Source organism: Pseudomonas sp. GP01-A4 (assembly GCF_058780865.1).
The window spans coordinates 121,375-139,048 of the sequence record NZ_JBYSWF010000006.1; the positions used below are offsets into that span (position 1 = coordinate 121,375).

Below are 17,674 nucleotides of genomic sequence, written 5' to 3' on the forward strand. Positions count from 1 at the left end.
TGAAGTTTGGCTAGCATGCATGACATCGGCAAACGGGCCAGCTTTTGGTAAAACCATTTCGATGAGGTGTGGTACTACCGGTGCCAGGTTCAGCGTTTCGCCCTGCTCATAAATCCACTTCCCTCGGATGTGGCGCTTAACCTTGACACGCTGAGCGTGTAGTCAAGCTTATCGCTGGCATCTTCGCCGATGCGTTTTCAAGCGTAACTACATACCAAGCCCCAAGAGTCACACCTATACTTTGAGGATCGCTTCGCGTCACGTACCCAAGGCAGAAGCCATATAGGTAGTTCCGCACGCACGGATCTGTGCGAGGGGCGATAGGTAGTTGCCGTCCCTAGCAACCATTCAAGAAGCTCTCATTGCAAGCGCGGCCGACGGACTAGTCGAAGGCACAGGTTTGGGTGCAGACTGTATATGAGGGGCAACGGGAAGGAGTTGCAGACTGTCCCGGTGACAGGGGTTGTAGCCAGCTGATGCTAACAGCGATGTGCATGGCTACCCGTTGGTTCTCTCGACGAGTGCCTGCTTCCTGGTAATAGAGTCTAAGCGTTGGGAGGAGAGGAATTTTTTCCTAATGACCGAGAAACCGATGCTTTGCGTATGAGGGAGCAATCGTGGTTAGCTAATAACCCTGCTGGCATCCTCCGCTCGGCAGCTCTACCGCCTTGCTTAATCCAGGTGCAAGCAAACAGAACCGAAGCTATAAGCCACCAGCCATATTTTTGGCTATCCAGATCCCAATTCAGATTTGTGTGATGTGCTCGACGAGACCCTCGCGAGGGTTTACAACAGCAACCATGAGGTTGCGTTTATTGTGGAGATTCGCTGGGAACCGATCTGTGCATGTATTTTATCTGAGAGCACGTGATATCGGTGCAGCGGTGGCGATTCACGATATCACGCCACTTGCGCCACTGCGCTCTGCGCCCACCAACGAACCAGGGCCGTGGGAATCTTGTCGCCGAAGAAGACGAGGATGGGATGCTATCAATGGTCCTTCCGCAGTTCATCCGACTCAGGTTTGAGACAGTCCCACCAAATGTCAGTCAAGGCTTCGAGCAAGACTGTACGCCCATGGGGAAGCTCACCGCGGTTTAGGATAAAGCACATCCTGTCTAGTTGCAGAAGCATCATGCCCATCCGCATGCGGGCTACGGGCAACTGCTCGGGAGTGAAGCGACTCAAGTAGCTGGGCATCGCATCAACTGCCTGGATGTTGCGCTCGATCCAGGGACGGGTCATTTGCGGTTCGAGGGCAATGACCTGTTCTGTGATTTCAACAAGGTCGGCTGATTTCTCCCAAAACGAAACGGCCTTTTCGATCCACTCGTGCAATCCAGTTCGAGTAGGATAGGCGCCGAGCGCATCAAAGTCCGAGATGATATTAAGGATCTCATCATCGATCGAGGTATGCCAGATCTCGATCAACACTTCGACCTTGTTAGTAAAATGAATATAGTAGGTCGCGCGACTTACGCCGGCGCGACGAACAATGCTGTCGACAGATGCTGCTTCGTACCCCACCTCCAGAAACTCTGTTCTCGCCGCCTGCGCAATCTTGGCCCGAGTCTTCTGGCGTGGACTAGCTAGGGCTCTCTGTTTTTTTTGAGGGGGTAGTGGAGTCCGCATGAAATCTCGCAAAAGGGGAATCGGCAACCTGGGAGGATCGCACGCTGACAACGTATCAGTAAAGGCGCCTCCCAGCGTATTCAGGCCTGAAGTTTCGTTACTTCGCAGAGAGAATGCCAGCACCGGTCATGGTAAATCAACGGCCTAGCAGAGTCGCTTCGCCCGGCATCTTCTACTGTCCCGATCTCTACCGCTTGGACAGCAACGACCGTGGATCCAGCGATTTCCATTTGATCGATGATCATGCCCCGAATCCATACCGGAGCTGCCAGGAATACTGGCTCCCCCGAGGCTAGTCGTCCCCACTTCGACGTATCACCGAATCGGTCAGCGCCACGTTGTGCACATAGCTGTGCAATGTCCATCTGGCCTGCCTGCAGTAAATGAACGACCAGCGAATTTGCCGCTTTGATGCTCTGGGCGCTTCCGGAAAAAGCTGACAGTGAGAACGCCAAGATTGGTGGCTCTGCGCTCACGGATATGACCGAGGTAACCGTCAGTGCGGTTGGGCCCTCGCCAGAGTCGGCCGTAATGACAGCAACTCCCGCAGCATGATTACGGAATGCATCTTTGAATTGTTCGGTCACAGTCGCCGACTCGGCGGATTGGAACGTCCGATCCACGCTTTTCATGGGTGACACCTCTTTAATCGTGCTCACGATGAGCTCCTTGCGATGATGCGCCTAGCATGCAGGCTTGGTTAAAGTCTCGATCAAGGCCACGATGTTGACACTAGTCTAGACACGTGTCTATTTAAATTTTTGCGATGCGCCCTACCTCGTCGTCGATAGGGTAAAAACGTTCACCGCTGATTTCTGCTCATCCATGCTTTCGAGGCTCGATTTTTCTAGCTTCTAGAGCATGGGCATGTGGAGGGGAAGCCAAGTGAGGCGCTGGGTCTCTGTGGGATCCTAGGCAGGCCTGTGTCCTTGTATCTCAAGCGTATGCAGGGCCTCTTTATTGGAAGCAATGCTGAGCCCGCTGCCCGAGGCATGACACCTCGACTCGCAGAGTTCGTGACCTGTCGTCGTTTGCTTGTCGTGCTTTCATGTACTCCGCCATCGCGAATGTTTCACGTGCCGCGCGGTTCAAGGTTGGAGAAGCTAATTGGATAGGGCGATATCAGTGGAGTATTGCGCGGCTTGCCGACGATTTGGGTCAGTTGCTTACTTGAGCAACTGCGCGCGGTGACCTGGTTCTTCAACTCAATTGGCACACATGTTGGTAAGCCTGAGAGGGCAATTGCAGCGAAAGGCCGTCCGAGAGCTGGTTGGAGCCACGCTCGATATTGGCGATGGATGATTCGTCCTACCCGCAGCCACTACTACGCCGCTCTGGTGGGTCGATCAGATCCAGCATCAGGTCTTTTGAATCGGCTGGAGCGTTCAAGTGATACCGACCGACCCTGTACGGGCAATTCCCGTCAGCATCGGTCAGTAGATTTGCTCCGTGACGACCGACATGACGACGGCCTACGTGCTGAAGAGCCGGATGCGCTACCTGGCTCGCGAAACCATTTTCAACCTATTCCAGGGCAGTCACCAAGCGCAAGGTTCCCTGGCGTAGCGGGCCATCAAGCCGAGTTGCTGGCCTGCAGCGAGTCCGAGAGCTTGGCGCATGCAAGGAAGGGCGGTTTAAGGAGAAATACTACCTGCTATTGCTTGATCGTAGAGCTGGGCACCTCAGAGTTTTGATTGGCACGGACCGAACGTAATGGATCGCTGTTGTTCGTGCGCGAAGTCTTTTGCAGGCCAGCCTTCTCCCTGAAGCACACTTTCAAGACATGCATTGTCGAACCTCAAGGTCACCAAATGCCGGGCGTACGGCGACCGCGTCTAGAAATATTTTTTTCTCAGGATCCGTGACGTCTTCCCAGGCGCTCCGCCGATGGAATCCCCAAAACAAACAGAAACTCTGCAGACAGGTAAGCACTGGAAGTTGACATGTGTCTAGACACGTGATTATATTTTCCGAAACGGAGGAGTCATGCATGTATTCATTCACCTATGACGTGTTACCGGCTCGTGTTGTATTTGGAACGGGTACGTCTAAGAACATCAGTGACGAAATCAAAAGATTGGGATGTCGCCGGGCGCTGGTGCTGACAACGCCGCAGCAGAGCGGATTGGGTGAACGTGTCAGCACTGAGCTAGGCGAGTTTTCGGTCGGCATGTTTAACGGCGCCGTCATGCATACTCCGACTGACGTCACTGAGATAGCTGTAAAGGTTGCTCAGGAGTTACGAGCGGATTGCTTGGTCGCTGTGGGAGGCGGATCGACGATCGGTTTAGGGAAAGCTATCGCACTGCATACCGATCTGCCGCAGATCGTGGTTCCTACAACGTATGCAGGCTCCGAGGCGACACCGATCATTGGTCAGACCGAGAACGGCCTGAAGACCACTCAGCGCACCTTAAAGGTGTTACCGGAAGTCATTATCTATGATGTCGACTTGACACTGGGCTTGCCGGTGCAAATGACCGTGACAAGCGGCCTGAATGCCATCGCCCACGCCGTGGAAGCGCTCTACGCAAAAGACACCAATCCACTGATCTCCATGCTTGCTGAGCAAGGCATTGCTGCCATCGGTCGTGCGCTGCCACGTATCTACGCCAATCCGGAAGATCGCGAGGCTCGCTCCGATGCACTGTTCGGCGCTTGGGCATGTGGCACCTGCCTGGGCGCTGTGGGCATGTCGATCCATCATAAGCTCTGCCACACCTTGGGGGGCAGCTTCAATCTGCCCCATGCCGAGACTCACACCGTAGTGCTGCCCCATGCCGCCGCCTACAACGCCAAGGCAGCACCCGAGGCAATGGCGCGCATTGCCCGCGCCCTGGGCGTGGACGACGCGCCGCGCGGGTTGTTCGATCTGGCCGCCAAGCACGGCGCACCGACCAGCCTCGCGCAGATTGGTATACAAGCGGGAGATATTGGCCGGGCCGTGGAGATCGCTTGTGCCTCGCCGTATTGGAATCCACGACCAATAGAACCCGCAGCTATTCGTGAACTGCTTGACAACGCTTTTGAAGGCAAACGCCCTTAATCCGCAGCACCTCGTTCGTAAAGCTCAAACAATAGGAGAACGTCATGCAACTCAACCCGCACATTCAACGCCACCACCACATCACCCTCAACGTCGGCGGTGCCCAGGAAGATTACGACTTCCACACCAAAGTGCTGGGGCTCAAAAGCGTGAAGAAGACCGGCCTGTACGATGGTGCCGAGCCAATTTATCACCTGTACTATGGCAATGACATGGGTGAAGAAAGCACGTTGGTGACGTGTTTCCCCATGCGCCAGTCCGGGCGCAAGGCCAAGCGTGGCACAGGCCAAGTCAAGACCCTGGCGTTGTCTGTGCCGGTGTCGTCTCTGGGCTTTTGGGCTACGCATCTCACCAACAATGGGTTCAAACCTGAGCTGCTTGAACGATTTGGTGAGCAGCTGCTGCACTTCGCGCACCCTTGCGGCATCGAATACGAGTTGGTGGGCATCGCCGATGACGATCGCAAACCGTACTCCAATGGGGTCATCCCAGAAGGGTTCGGCATTCGCGGCACCCACGGGATCACGGTTTCCGTGCGCGATATGGAAAATTCTGCGGAGTTCATGCACTACGGTTGGAGCGGAAAGCTGGCGAACACCGATGGTGCCTTCACTCGCTTCCATGTCGGTAAAGGTGGCAGCGGCACCATCATCGATTTCCAACACGAACCTCAGCTTGAGCAGGGCACCTGGGCATACGGCGAGGGCACGGTCCACCATTGCGCTTTCGAGGTCAGTGACCTCAGCGTTCAGAAGAGCGTGAAGTACCATCTGGAAGGGATGGGCTACACCGACGTGTCCGACCGCAAAGACCGCGGGTATTTCGATTCGATTTACGTGCGCACTCCAGGCGGCGCACTGTTTGAGGCCACCGTCTCCAAGCCGCAAGGCTTCCTGGTCGACGAACCTTATGAATCGCTCGGTCAGACCATCCAGATTCCTCCCCAACTGGGCGATAAGGCAGAGGAAATCTCGGCGTACCTCGAACCGCTGAAATACTGAGGGCGCGCAGGATGAACGATAACGTCCACCTGCGCCTACCGACCTACGCCTCGGGCCCCGCGCCCGAGGCCGTGGGCATGGTGGTCATCCTCATACATGGGCGCACCCAGAGCCCGGCTGACATGTTCGCCATCGCCGAACGCGTCGACCTGCCGGATGTGCCTTACATCGCCATCGAAGCCGCAGGTAATTCCTGGTACCCAGACAAGTTCATGGCGCCACTGAAAAACAACCAGCCTCATCTGGACTTCGCCCTGGAGCGCTTGGAGGCGCTGGTCATCGAGCTGGAGGAGCGCGGCATACCGCGTGAGCGCATCATCCTGCTCGGTTTCTCCCAGGGCGCTTGTCTGGCCTGCGAATACCTGTACCGTCATCCACGACGCTGGGGCGGATTGATTGCTTTCACCGGTGGCCTGATTGGTCCGCCAGAGACGCAATGGCCCGCCCATAGCGATCAACTGGCCGATATGCCCGTACTGATTAGCAACGGCTCCACCGACTCATGGGTGCCGATGTCACGCTCGCGCGAAACGGCTGATGTCTTTCGCCTGATGGGCGCCCGGGTGACCGAACATATTTACCCTCCTCGCGAACACGGCGTCATTGACGACGAAATCGCTCAGGCGCGGGCTCTGCTTCAGCCCTAGGCCTATTTGTCCCTATTTCTTCGGAGTTTCGCGTCAACGATCGACAAGACCGTATCTTCGTTCGAGGCCGCTGTGGCCGGCATCCAGGATGGCGCCACAGTGATGATCGGCGGCTTCGGCACCGCCGGCATGCCGGACGAATTGATCGATGCACTGATCGCGCATGGAGCGCGTGAGTTGACCATCGTCAACAACAATGCCGGCAACGGCGAGACTGGCCTGGCCGCGCTGATCAAGCACAAGCGGGTGCGCAAGATCATATGCTCGTTCCCTCGCCAGGCCGATTCGCAGCACTTCGACGCCGCCTACCATGCCGGCGAGATCGAGCTGGAGCTGGTGCCACAGGGCAACCTGGCCGCGCGCATCCATGCCGCCGGCAATGGCCTCGGCGCGATCTTCACCCCCACCGGCTACGGCACCGAGCTGGCCCAGGGCAAGGAAACACGCGAAATCGACGGTAGGCACTACGTACTGGAATACCCGATCCATGCCGACTTCGCACTGATCAAGGCGCACAAGGGTGACCGCTGGGGCAACCTGGTGTACCGCAAGACCGCGCGCAACTTCGGTCCGATCATGGCGATGGCAGCCAAATGCACGATCGTTCAGGTGAGCGAGGTGGTGACATTGGGCGAGCTGGATGCGGAGTCGATCGTGACCCCCGGTATCTTCGTGCAGCGCGTGGTCGCTAAGGAGGCCGCATGAACCGTTTGAACCGTGAGCAAATGGCCGCGCGTGTGGCGCGCGACATTCCCGAGGGCGCCTACGTCAACCTCGGTATCGGCCTGCCGACCAAGGTCGCCAACTACCTGCCTGCCGACAAGGAAATCTTCCTGCACAGCGAAAACGGCGTGCTCGGCATGGGCCCGGCCCCGGCACTCGGCGAGGAAGACCCGGAACTGATCAATGCCGGCAAACAGCCGGTGACGCTGTTGACCGGCGGCTGCTATTTCCACCACGCCGACTCCTTCGCGATGATGCGTAGCGGGCGTTTGGACATATGCGTGCTGGGTGCCTTCCAGGTCTCCACCCAGGGTGACCTAGCCAACTGGAGTACCGGTGCGCCGAAGGCGATTCCGGCAGTGGGTGGCGCGATGGATCTAGCCATCGGTGCGCGCGACGTGTTCGTGATGATGGAACTCTTGACCAAGACCGGCGAGAGCAAGCTGGTAGCTGAGTGCAACTACCCGCTGACGGGCCTGCGTTGCGTCTCGCGCGTCTATACCGACTTGGGCGTATTCGCAGTCGGCAAGAACGGTGTAACGGTAATCGAGACCATAGACGGAGTGTCGCTGGACGAACTGCGGCGCTTGACCGGCCTGCCGCTAGAAATGGCTGCCTGAGGAACATGCAATGAGCGAAACTTACATCATCGACGGCATCCGTACCCCGATCGGCCGCTACGTCGGCGCGCTGGCGGGCATTCGCGCCGACGACCTCGGTGCGCGTTGCGGGCGCGGCACCCGGACATGGATCCGGCGCTGATCGAGGACGTCTATCTTGGCTGCGCCAACCAAGCCGGCGAGGCCAACCGCAACGTCGCTCGCATGAGCCTTCTGCTGGCCGGCCTACCGGTAACGGTGCTCAGCAGTACGATCAATCGCCTGTGCGGGTCGGGCCTGGATGCGCTCGGCACGGTCTCGCGGGCGATACGCGCTGGCGAGCCCTGTCTGGCCATCGGCGTCGAGTCGATGTCGCGTGCGCCGTAAGTGCTGGGCAAGGCGGCCAGCCCGTTCGCTCGTGACCAGATCATTGAAGACACCACCATGGGCTGGCGCTTCGTCAATCCGGCGATGAAGCGCCTGTACGGCGTAGAGCTGATGGGCGAGACTGCCGAGAACGTCGCTGAGCGCCATGGCATATCGCGCGAGGATCAGGATGCGTTCTCGCTACGCAGCCAGCAGCCAGCAGCCAGCAGCGCGCCGGTGCGGCGCAGGCGGCTGGCTATTTCCACGGTGAGATAGTCGCGGTCAGCGTGCCCGGTCGCAAGCGCGGCGAAACGCTGGAAGTATCGCAGGACGAGCATCTGCGCCCGGACACCAGCGCCGAAGCGCTGCCCAGGCTCAAGCCGATCTTCCGCCAGGCCGGCACTGTCATCGCCGGCAACGCCTCGGGTATCAACGACGGCGCCGTGGCGCTGCTGCTGGCACCCGGCGAGCAGGTCAGGAAGCTCGGGCTGACACCGCGCGCGCGTGCTTGGTTTCGTTAGCGTCGGAATCGAGCCCGATGGGCATCGGCCTCGTACCGGCCACCCACAAGCTGATGGCGCACCTGGGGCTGCGGATCGATGATTTCGATTCGATCGAACTCAACGAGGCGTTCGCCGCCCAGGGCCTGGCCTGCGTGCGCGAACTAGGCTTGGCCGACGATGCCGGGCACGTCAATCCCAACGGCGGCGCGATCGCGCTCGGCCACCCATTGGGCATGAGCGGTGCACGCATCGTGCTGACCCTGCTGCGGCAACTAGAGGCCAGCGGAGGCAGGCGCGGCCTGGCGACGATGTGCGTCGGCGTCGGCCAGGGCGTGGCCCTGGCGATCGAGCGTGTTTGATTCTGATACCCCCCTGGCGCTCGCCGGCATCGAAGCCGATCCTTGCAGTTTCGACCTCCTCTCACCGGCCGGCGGTAAGCCCCATCAGCCTGTCGGCATCCTCCACGCCGTCCAGCGACCAGAGCAAGTTTAGCAACGGCTGCCCGACACACCCTGAGCCACCGTATGCCACGAGCTCGCGAAGTTTGGCCTCCAGATCGGCATCGCGCTCTCAACCGCGCGATCGGGCTGCCACATGCTATCTCTGCACGCTGGGTCAACACTCGGCCGCCTTCGAAGCGAGCGGCCGCGCGCGCATTTTCAGTAAAACAGGCCAGTTGTCGCATCACCGCCGGGCGGCGGGGATAGGGCGTCTCATAGTCATGCATCGGCGTCTCCTCCAATGAGCGGATCGGCAAGCAAAAGCGCATCTCGCTGGGCAACCACTCTGAAATCGGACTGCACGAAGCACACACCTTGCGTGACGAAGCGCGGGTGCTCCTGGACAAGGGCATCAATCCCCATACCGACCGCAAACAGAAGCGACACGTCGTCAGGCTGGCTTCGGACCATACGTTCAAGACCGTCTTCGATAGCTGGGTCGAGCATCGCGCCAAGGAACTCAAGGAAAGCCGGAACAGCACGATGTTGCAGATCAAGCGAATCTTCGGGAAGGACATGTTGCCCAGCCTTGAAAAGATGTCGATCTACGACATTGGCCGGCCTCAGTTCTTGGGCGTCCTGGCGCGCGTCGAGGGACGCAAGGCCTTCACCACGGCCGAGAAGGTCCGCACCTGGCGGGGCCAGTTGTTCCGCTACGCCCTGGGCATCGTCGAAGGTATGGAGGCCAATCCGGCCACCGACCTCTGGGTGGTGGTCGAGCCCAAGCCCCCGGTGAACCACAACCCGTACCTGCACCTGCACCTGCCCGAGCTTCCCGAGTTTCTTCAGAAGCTGCGGCTCTACAACCCGCGTGGCTGGCAAACCCAGCTCGGCATTCGGCTGCTATTTCTGACCGGGGTGCGCACCGGCGAGCTGCGACTGGCGACCCCGGATCAGTTCGACCTCGATCGCGGCCTGTGGATCATTCCACCGCAGATCGTCAAACAACTTCAGGGCGAGATGCGCAAGGTCGGCAAGTGTCCGCAGGACGTGCCGCCCTACATCGTACCGCTGTCGGTCCAAGCCATCGAAGTCGTGCATCACCTCTTGGGCGAGATGAAGCCGGCGCAGCGTCACTTGCTGACGCACCGTAGCGACCTCAAGGAGCGTATCAGCGAGAACACCCTGAATGCCGCCTTGAAGCGGATGGGCTACGAGGGCCAATTGACCGGCCATGGCATCCGCGAAACCATCTCGACGGCGCTCAACAAAGTCGGCTACCCCAAGATCTGGGTGGATGCGCAGCTTTCACACTCCGACCCAAACAAGGTGAGATCGGCCTACAACCACGCCAAATATGTAGAGTCGCGCCGCCGGATGATGCAGGACTGGGCCGACCGGCTCGAACAGGGCGAAGTGGAAGCTGCCAGCGCGCATCTCACCATTCGTATCCAAGGGGGGCGGGCGATGGCAGAAGAAGAGCCTGCCGCAACCGTCGCTGTGTCCCCTGAAGCCTCTGTAAACCCTCGTCGTGACGCCGAACGACGCCGGAATCACGCTCCAGCAGCTGCCGCAGGTGCCTCCACCGCCCACCCGGGCACCGGAGCCGGAAGTGTCTGCCATCCAACGCGAGCGCGAGGACATGCTGGCGATCTACGAGTCGCCACGCAGCCTGCCGTTCCCACTGTTCGGCAAGCTGTTGTCCATCGGCTTGGGAACCGGGACAGCGCGGTAGCTCTGGAAAGCGCATAGGGCGCATAGCCCACGTGGGGGCTGCGCCCCCGCCCTACGTTTGCACCGCCTGCACGAGTTCGCTCAGCGTGCGGGGCGCGGGAGCGAAGAACACGGCGCCGGTATGCGCGGTCGAGAAATCGAGCAGACGGTCGTGCATGCCCGGCGGATCGCCGAGGAACATGCGCTCCAGCATCTTTTGCGTCACCCACAGATGCCTGGAATAGCCGATGAAGTAGGTGCCGTATTCGCGGTGGCCGGGGCGGCCGAAGGGCATGTTGTCGCGCAAGATATCGTGCTCGGTGCCGTCGTCGTCCACGATGGTGGCGAGGGTCTTGTGCGACTTCTGGCCGCTCGGCGCATCGGGCAACTCGACATTGCTGACGATCTCCCGACCGATGATCTGCTGCTGCTCATCCTTGGAAAGCCCGGCCCACGGCTGCATTTGGTGCAAATACTTCTGCACTACCACGTAGCTGCCGCCGGCAAACTCCTGATCCTCACTGCCGACCAGTGTGGACGCGCCAATGTCGTGGCCAGTCGGATTGGCGGTCCCATCGACGAAGCCAAGCAAGTCGCGTGAGTCGAAGTAACGAAAGCCCGCCACCTCGTCGGCCAGCGTTACACTGCTGCCCAATTGGTCCAGCAGCAAGCGCTCAAATTCAAATGCGAGATCCTCGCGTTCGGCCCGGATATGAAAGAAAAGATCACCCGGCGTGGCCGGCGCCGTGTGCTTGGCACCCTTAATGGGCGCGAAGGGCCGCAGTTCCTTCGGGCGCTTGCTGGTTTGAAAACGGTCCCACAGTTCCGACCCAAGAGCGGTGATGCACGACAGTCGGCCGTTGAGATCGCGAAAGCCGACGGTCTTGATTAGATCGTCGAGTCCGTCCAGGACGCGGGCGACTGCCTGCAGGGACTCGCGGCCCTCGGCGACCGTTAATGTAAGAAACACCGCCGCGCGCGATAGTGGCGCATCAATGCTTTGTGAGTCGATTGGCACTCTATCCCAACTATTTTCAGCCATTTTCACCTTCCTAATACCGGTTTGTCAGGCAGTCGCGGTACGACGCGATCTAACCCTTTTCTGATTCATCATATAGCCAGACATGGAAACGCCATCAGCTCTTCTTTCCATGGTGCCCTCATCCCGCGTGGGTACAATTCCCCAAAGTTCGCGAACTCCCCGCCGATTGCCGATGTCGCAATTCCACGAGTGAACCTCCATTGGTGGATGTCAATTAGTCAGCGCATATTTACGAGACTTGGTGACAGAAATGACAGGCACTCATAAGGTGCATTCATGAATCGGTGATCGGAGTAAACTTTCCGTTCTCAGATGATTACTAAATTCACCGGGCTGTTGGCTCCCATGTCACTCAAGCAGCGTGCGCCGCCTGCTTATGAGAGGTCAGGAGTGCCAGCAAAGCCGCGAGCAGCAGCACGGATGCACTTGCGATGAAGGTGATGCGATAGCCGCTCCCATCGAACAGCATGCCGCCAACAGTCGAACCCAGCGCGATCGAGAGTTGAATCACTGCCACCATCAGGCCGCCGCCTGCTTCGGCGTCCTTGGGCAGCGACCTGGCCATCCACGACCACCAGCCCACGGGCGCCGCCGTTGCGACCAGTCCCCACAGTCCCAGGAGCACAAAGGTCGCCAGCACGCTGCTGCCAAAGGCAATCAAAGCCAGCGCGATGGCTGCCATCACCAGAGGAATCAAAACCAGAGTGCGATACATGCCCATCTTCAGGAACGTGCCGATCAGCGTGGTGCCGATGAAACCCGCGATGCCGATCACCAGCAGGATCATCGACAGCGTGGTGACGTCCACGAGGGTGACCGTCTCCAAGAAAGGGCGCACGTAGGTGAACAGTACAAACTGCCCCATGAAGAAGGCCCCAACGCCCAGCATGCCGAGCGTGACCAAGGGTCTCTTGAACAGTCGAAAGACGTTGCCGGAGCCCGCCGTGCGTGGCTCGGCCTTCATGGATGGCAGGCTGACCCACTGCCAGGCCATGGCGATCAAGGCCACGGGAACCAAGCAGAAGAAGGCGCCACGCCAGCCGATGACGCCGCCGAGATAACTGCCCAACGGCGCGGCCACCACAGTAGCCAGCGCGTTACCGCCGTTGAAGATCGCCAGCGCCTTGGGCACGCTGTGGGGCGGCACCAGTCGCATGGCGACAGCAGCCGACATGGACAAGAAACCACCGACCACCACACCGATCAGTGCGCGGCCGATCATGTAGATCACATAGTTCGAGGCTAGTCCGACCACCAAGCCCGAGATACACATCAGGCCAGTCAGCAGCAGCAACAGGGTCTTGCGGTTCATCGAGCCAGCCAGCGATGACATCGAAAGGCTGGTCAGCACGGCGAAAGCGCCGGAGATAGCGATACCGTAGCCCGCCAGGCCTTCGCTGACCTCAAGCTCCGTCGCCATAAGCGTCAGCAGGCTGACGGGCATGAACTCGGAGGCGATCAGGGCGAAGACGCACAGCGTCATCGCAAAGACGCCACTCCAGAAAGCGGGCTGATTCCCGCTCTCTTGGGGTACGGGCTCGACGCCCGCAGATAAATCAGAAATTTGAGCAGTCATGAACTTTTATACCAAGTGCTTATTTTGAAGACGGAGGTCAGCTTGTCCCACGGAATCATGGTCACGCTGTCATACAGATTGACATGGCCAGCACCGGGAACCCAGACCAGTTCCTTCGGCTCTGTAGCCCGCTTGTAGACGTCTTCGCTGAATTCATTGGGGTGCGCCTGATCGCCTGTGATGAACAGCAGCGGGCGCGGGGAGATCGTCTCGATGTCGTTGAACGGATAGAAATTTACGAACCGGACTTCGCTGGTCAGCATGCGGTTCTGCGTCTCGCTCTAGTGTGCGGCCTTCAGGAATAGCGATCCCGCGCGGTGTGCGGTAGAAGTTCCAGAACTCGCGTGTCACAGGATCGGTGCTCGCGTCCGGCTTTGTGGGCAAATAGCTGAGGAAGATCCCTTGCCAGTGGAAAACTCCTCATAGCGCTGCACTGCGGCTTTGGCGAGCATGTCTTTGCGCTACTGCAGCGTCAGCGCATGGTTCAGCCCGTTGCGAGTGACCGCGCCCATGTCATACATGCTGACAGTGGCAATGGCTTTCAGGCGCGGGTCCATTTTTGCGGCACTGATGGCAAAGCCGCCGCTACCGCAAATGCCCAACACGCCAATGCGATTGCGGTCGATAAATTCCTGCGTACCGAGATAATCGACGGCTGTGCTGAACGCTTCCGAATACAGTTCCGGCGCTACGAGATTGGGAGGCTGTCCCTCGTTTTCACCCCAATAGGGCAGATCGATTGCCAAAATGACAAATCCCTGCTCCGCCAGTTTTTGGGCATAGAGCATTGAGCTTTGCTCTTTGACCGCCCAGTCTTTTTCGGTGACTTCGCTGATCGGCCCCACCGGTTGCTCGATACCGGCGTTGTTGAACGCGAGGTCGATTCGACCGAACTTCGCTACCGCGAGTTCTACTGCCTTCTTGACCTGTTCGTTGCTGCGTACATCGCAAGCGACAACGAGAGATTGGCCACCAATCCGCTAGATGACCCGTGCCGTCTCCTGCGTACCTTGTTCAGAGATGTCCACCAGGACGACGATTGCGCCTTCTTGCGCAAAGACGATGGCGGTGGACCGCCCGATACCGCTCGTGGCGCCAGTGACAAACGCCACTATCCCTGCAAACCGTTGGCTGTGCTGGATGTTCATAAAAATTGCTTGTCGGTTGAAATGCGTGCAATAGCTGCCGCTAAAGCCGCCACCAATCATCAAGAGCGGCGGAAAGGAATGCTTCGACTGTGTATGGAATCGCACGCGATAGCAGTGCATGGCTCATGATTAGAAGGGCCATCAATTCCGATAAATGGGGGTGGTTTTCATGTACTTGTGAAAAAACTCAATAATTGAGAGGTGTCCGGTGTCCGGTGTCCGGTGAACGGTGAACGGTGAACGGTGAACGGTGAACGGTGAGAGGTGAGAGGTGAGAGGTGAGAGGTGAGAGGTGCTGCTACCACCCATGGACCCTCGCCAGATCAGCGGCTGCTTATGCTCACTGGAAGTCTGTTTGACTCGCTGTACCAGGCCCACCACAGCTCAGCATGGAATTATTTTCCCCTGGCTGTTGACAGGATGGTCGAACAAGTCCAGAATTGCGTCCATTCCTGAGATAGGAAAGCGGAAAAACCTTTGTTAATCAAATGGTTAGAGGCTAGATTAGAGTCTCGTTTCCCGCTCCAAACACAAAGAAAAAGCCACTCAATAGAGTGGCTTTTTTTTGCCTGCGATTTAAGGAATAGACGCTTCGGCGTCTTTTTCGTTTCTGCGAGACGCTTGGCGCCCGCAGGCTCCGGTGCGCTATCTACTCTTCGACGAACTCGGATTTGTAGGGTTGCCATTTCTCACACGCATCGGTAGTCGCCTTCCTATAGACGTTCACCCGGCCTCTCTCTGAAGTGAATGGCCATTCTGCACGCCCGATCCGCAGGTAAAGATGGCTTCAACGCAAATAGGCTGCCTATCAAGCGATAACGTTCTGACTATTAGAGTTTTCCGCGATCGAAGCTAATCTCAGCACTCAGCCATCAATGTCTGAGGTGCGCCAGTGGCGCGATGGTACGGATGAACATGACTAAAAGGTGTGCCAAGCATGTCAACTGAATCGAAATGCCCTTTCAACCACGCTGCGGGTGGCGGCACCACGAACCGAGACTGGTGGCCCCAGCAACTGAACCTGAAGATCCTGCATCAGCATTCCTCCCTCAGCGACCCCATGGGTCAGGGCTTCGATTACGCCAAGGCGTTCCAGAGCCTTGACTTTGAAGCGGTCAAGCAGGATTTGCGCGATGTCATGACGCAATCCCAGGACTGGTGGCCGGCGGACTTTGGCCATTACGGCCCGCTGTTCATTCGCATGGCCTGGCACAGCGCCGGGACCTACCGTACCGCCGACGGTCGCGGCGGTGCCGGTTCCGGTCAGCAGCGCTTTGCACCGCTCAACAGCTGGCCTGACAACGTCAGCCTGGATAAGGCGCGTCGCCTGATCTGGCCGGTCAAGCAGAAGTACGGCCGGCGGATTTCCTGGGCCGATTTGATCGTACTCACCGGTAACGTCGCGCTGGAGTCCATGGGGTTCAAGACCTTCGGGTTCTCCGGCGGTCGCCCGGATGTCTGGGAGCCGGACGAGGACGTTTACTGGGGCGCCGAGACCACGTGGCTGGGGGGAGAAGAGCGTTACGGCGTGCAAAAGAAAATGCAGCAGCCGGGTGATGGTCCGTTGGTGGCTGAACCGCAGAACCATGGCAACGAAGAAAGCCGCACCGGAGGCGGTGAGCGCAACCTGGAAAATCCCCTCGCCGCTGTGCAGATGGGCTTGATCTACGTGAACCCGGAAGGGCCTGAAGGTGTTCCGGATCCGGTTGCCTCGGCGAAGGATATCCGTGAAACCTTCGGTCGCATGGCGATGAATGACGAAGAGACCGTAGCCCTGATCGCCGGCGGTCACGCCTTCGGCAAGACCCACGGCGCAGGTCCGGCGGATAACGTCGGCCCGGAACCGGAAGCGGCTGGCCTGGAAGAGCAGGGGCTGGGCTGGAAAAACAGCTTCGGCAGCGGCAAGGGCGGTGACACCATCACCAGCGGGCTGGAGGTGACCTGGACTTCGACGCCGACAAGATGGAGCAATGAGTACCTCGAAAACCTCTTCGGCTTTGAATGGGAACTGACCAGGAGCCCGGCGGGCGCCCATCAGTGGACACCGAAGAACGGTGCCGGCGCCGGCAAGGTTCCGGATGCCCATGATGCCGGCAGGCGGCATGCGCCGAGCATGCTGACCTCGGACCTGGCGCTGCGTTTCGATCCGGCGTACGAACAGATCTCCCGACGTTTCCTGGCCAACCCGGACCAACTGGCAGACGCCTTTGCCCGTGCCTGGTTCAAACTTACCCACCGCGACATGGGTCCGCTTGCGCGTTATCTCGGCCCGGAAACCCCCGCGGAAGAGTTGCTGTGGCAGGACCCGATTCCTGCGGTCGATCATCCACTGGTGGATGAGCAGGATGTGGCGGCGCTCAAGCAGAAGATTCTCGCCGCGGGGCTGACGGTCTCGCAGCTGGTTTCGACGGCATGGGCAGCGGCGTCCACCTTCCGCGGCTCCGATAAACGCGGAGGAGCCAATGGCGGGCGCCTGCGCCTGGCTCCGCAGAAGGACTGGGCGGTCAACCAGCCTGAGCAACTGTCGGGCGTACTGAAGCGTCTCGAAGCTATTCAGGGCGACTTCAATGCCGCACAGACGGGAGGCAAAAAGATTTCCCTGGCCGATCTGATCGTGCTGGCGGGCAGCGTGGGAGTTGAGTTGGCGGCAAAAAATGCCGGCCGCCAGACCACGGCGCCTTTCACGGCAGGGCGCACGGATGCTTCCCAAGAGCAGACGGATGTCGAGTCGTTCGGTTTCCTTGAACCGGTCGCCGATGGCTTTCGCAACTACCAGAAGGGGCACTACAAGGTGTCGGCCGAAGCGTTGCTGATCGACAAGGCGCAACTGCTGACATTGACCGCACCCGAAATGACGGTGCTGTTGGGCGGACTGCGGGTCTTGGGTATCAATGTCGGGGAAAGCAAGCACGGGGTGTTCACCGAGCGCCCGGGAACCCTGACCAATGACTTCTTCAGGAACCTGCTGGACATGGGCGTTGAATGGAAGCCAGTCACCGGCAGCCACGATACCTTTGAGGCGCATGACCGCAAGACCGGTGCCGTCAAGTGGACTGGCACCCGGGTCGACCTGGTGTTCGGTTCGCATGCCCAGTTGAGGGCGCTGTCCGAAGTCTATGGCAGTGCCGACGCCGAGGAAAAGTTCGTCGAGGACTTCGTGGCGGCCTGGACCAAGGTGATGAACCTGGATCGCTTTGAACTGGCCTGACACTGGCGCCTGACGTTTACAGGCCCACGC

10 protein-coding genes and 5 pseudogenes are annotated in these 17,674 nt (G+C 59.1%); 8 read left to right on the forward strand and 7 right to left on the reverse strand.

The window, feature by feature from the left end; genetic code table 11:
* Window positions 1–12: 12 nt before the first annotated feature.
* From AC3WKX_RS06425 to AC3WKX_RS06435, 3 genes and pseudogenes are all read right to left on the reverse strand, one after another.
* Window positions 13–197 (reverse strand): annotated as a pseudogene (locus AC3WKX_RS06425) (IS66 family transposase); the annotation flags it as partial.
* Between the two features lie 793 nt (window positions 198–990).
* Window positions 991–1,632: a TetR/AcrR family transcriptional regulator gene (locus AC3WKX_RS06430; protein WP_102604596.1), complete on the reverse strand. Its 642-nt coding sequence runs from the start codon at window positions 1,630–1,632 to the stop codon at window positions 991–993.
* An 80-nt stretch (window positions 1,633–1,712) separates the two neighbouring features.
* Window positions 1,713–2,291, reverse strand: a complete 579-nt coding sequence (locus AC3WKX_RS06435) for a flavin reductase family protein (RefSeq protein WP_207241476.1) — start codon at window positions 2,289–2,291, stop codon at window positions 1,713–1,715.
* A 1,331-nt stretch (window positions 2,292–3,622) separates the two neighbouring features.
* On the opposite strand from AC3WKX_RS06435, the gene AC3WKX_RS06440 reads away from it, so the two are divergent.
* From AC3WKX_RS06440 to AC3WKX_RS06470, 7 genes and pseudogenes are all read left to right on the forward strand, one after another.
* Complete coding sequence (locus AC3WKX_RS06440) at window positions 3,623–4,678, forward strand: maleylacetate reductase (protein ID WP_102604594.1); 1,056 nt, start codon at window positions 3,623–3,625, stop codon at window positions 4,676–4,678.
* Between the two features lie 44 nt (window positions 4,679–4,722).
* Entirely contained in the window at window positions 4,723–5,679 is a 957-nt protein-coding gene (locus tag AC3WKX_RS06445) for a VOC family protein (RefSeq protein WP_102604593.1), read from the forward strand.
* A gap of 11 nt (window positions 5,680–5,690) precedes the next feature.
* Complete coding sequence (locus AC3WKX_RS06450; RefSeq protein WP_102604592.1) at window positions 5,691–6,326, forward strand: alpha/beta hydrolase; 636 nt, start codon at window positions 5,691–5,693, stop codon at window positions 6,324–6,326.
* 6 nt (window positions 6,327–6,332) lie between these two features.
* Entirely contained in the window at window positions 6,333–7,031 is a 699-nt protein-coding gene (locus AC3WKX_RS06455; protein WP_219736685.1) for a 3-oxoacid CoA-transferase subunit A, read from the forward strand.
* The gene (locus tag AC3WKX_RS06460) at window positions 7,028–7,669 is read left to right on the forward strand and encodes a 3-oxoacid CoA-transferase subunit B (protein ID WP_102604591.1); all 642 of its coding nucleotides are present in this window, start codon (window positions 7,028–7,030) and stop codon (window positions 7,667–7,669) included. Before AC3WKX_RS06455 ends, AC3WKX_RS06460 begins: the two co-directional genes overlap by 4 nt.
* A gap of 10 nt (window positions 7,670–7,679) precedes the next feature.
* Window positions 7,680–8,876 (forward strand): annotated as a pseudogene (gene pcaF, locus AC3WKX_RS06465) (3-oxoadipyl-CoA thiolase).
* 390 nt (window positions 8,877–9,266) lie between these two features.
* Window positions 9,267–10,656, forward strand: a pseudogene (locus AC3WKX_RS06470) (tyrosine-type recombinase/integrase); the annotation flags it as partial.
* A gap of 87 nt (window positions 10,657–10,743) precedes the next feature.
* Here AC3WKX_RS06470 and AC3WKX_RS06475 read toward each other — a convergent pair.
* From AC3WKX_RS06475 to AC3WKX_RS06490, 4 genes and pseudogenes are all read right to left on the reverse strand, one after another.
* Entirely contained in the window at window positions 10,744–11,712 is a 969-nt protein-coding gene (locus tag AC3WKX_RS06475) for a Dyp-type peroxidase (protein WP_102604590.1), read from the reverse strand.
* Window positions 11,713–12,064: 352 nt separating this feature from the next.
* Window positions 12,065–13,288 carry an MFS transporter gene (locus AC3WKX_RS06480; protein ID WP_173883007.1) on the reverse strand — a complete coding sequence of 408 codons (1,224 nt, stop codon included), beginning with the start codon at window positions 13,286–13,288 and terminating at the stop codon, window positions 12,065–12,067.
* A pseudogene (locus tag AC3WKX_RS06485) lies at window positions 13,285–14,097 on the reverse strand (alpha/beta hydrolase); the annotation flags it as partial. The pseudogene AC3WKX_RS06485 and the gene AC3WKX_RS06480, both read right to left, overlap by 4 nt.
* Window positions 14,098–14,106: 9 nt before the next feature.
* Window positions 14,107–14,556 (reverse strand): annotated as a pseudogene (locus AC3WKX_RS06490) (SDR family NAD(P)-dependent oxidoreductase); the annotation flags it as partial.
* 817 nt (window positions 14,557–15,373) lie between these two features.
* On the opposite strand from AC3WKX_RS06490, the gene katG reads away from it, so the two are divergent.
* Window positions 15,374–17,644: a catalase/peroxidase HPI gene (gene katG, locus AC3WKX_RS06495; RefSeq protein WP_102604588.1), complete on the forward strand. Its 2,271-nt coding sequence runs from the start codon at window positions 15,374–15,376 to the stop codon at window positions 17,642–17,644.
* Window positions 17,645–17,674: the final 30 nt, after the last annotated feature.

Bases quoted from the DNA above. Each gene is read 5' to 3' on its own strand.
- AC3WKX_RS06430 (WP_102604596.1), bottom strand. From the start codon at position 1,632: ATGCGGACTCCACTACCCCCTCAAAAAAAACAGAGAGCCCTAGCTAGT.
- AC3WKX_RS06440 (WP_102604594.1), top strand. From the start codon at position 3,623: ATGTATTCATTCACCTATGACGTGTTACCGGCTCGTGTTGTATTTGGA.
- AC3WKX_RS06445 (WP_102604593.1), top strand. From the start codon at position 4,723: ATGCAACTCAACCCGCACATTCAACGCCACCACCACATCACCCTCAAC.
- AC3WKX_RS06450 (WP_102604592.1), top strand. From the start codon at position 5,691: ATGAACGATAACGTCCACCTGCGCCTACCGACCTACGCCTCGGGCCCC.
- AC3WKX_RS06460 (WP_102604591.1), top strand. From the start codon at position 7,028: ATGAACCGTTTGAACCGTGAGCAAATGGCCGCGCGTGTGGCGCGCGAC.
- AC3WKX_RS06475 (WP_102604590.1), bottom strand. From the start codon at position 11,712: ATGGCTGAAAATAGTTGGGATAGAGTGCCAATCGACTCACAAAGCATT.
- AC3WKX_RS06480 (WP_173883007.1), bottom strand. From the start codon at position 13,288: ATGACTGCTCAAATTTCTGATTTATCTGCGGGCGTCGAGCCCGTACCC.
- katG (WP_102604588.1), top strand. From the start codon at position 15,374: ATGTCAACTGAATCGAAATGCCCTTTCAACCACGCTGCGGGTGGCGGC.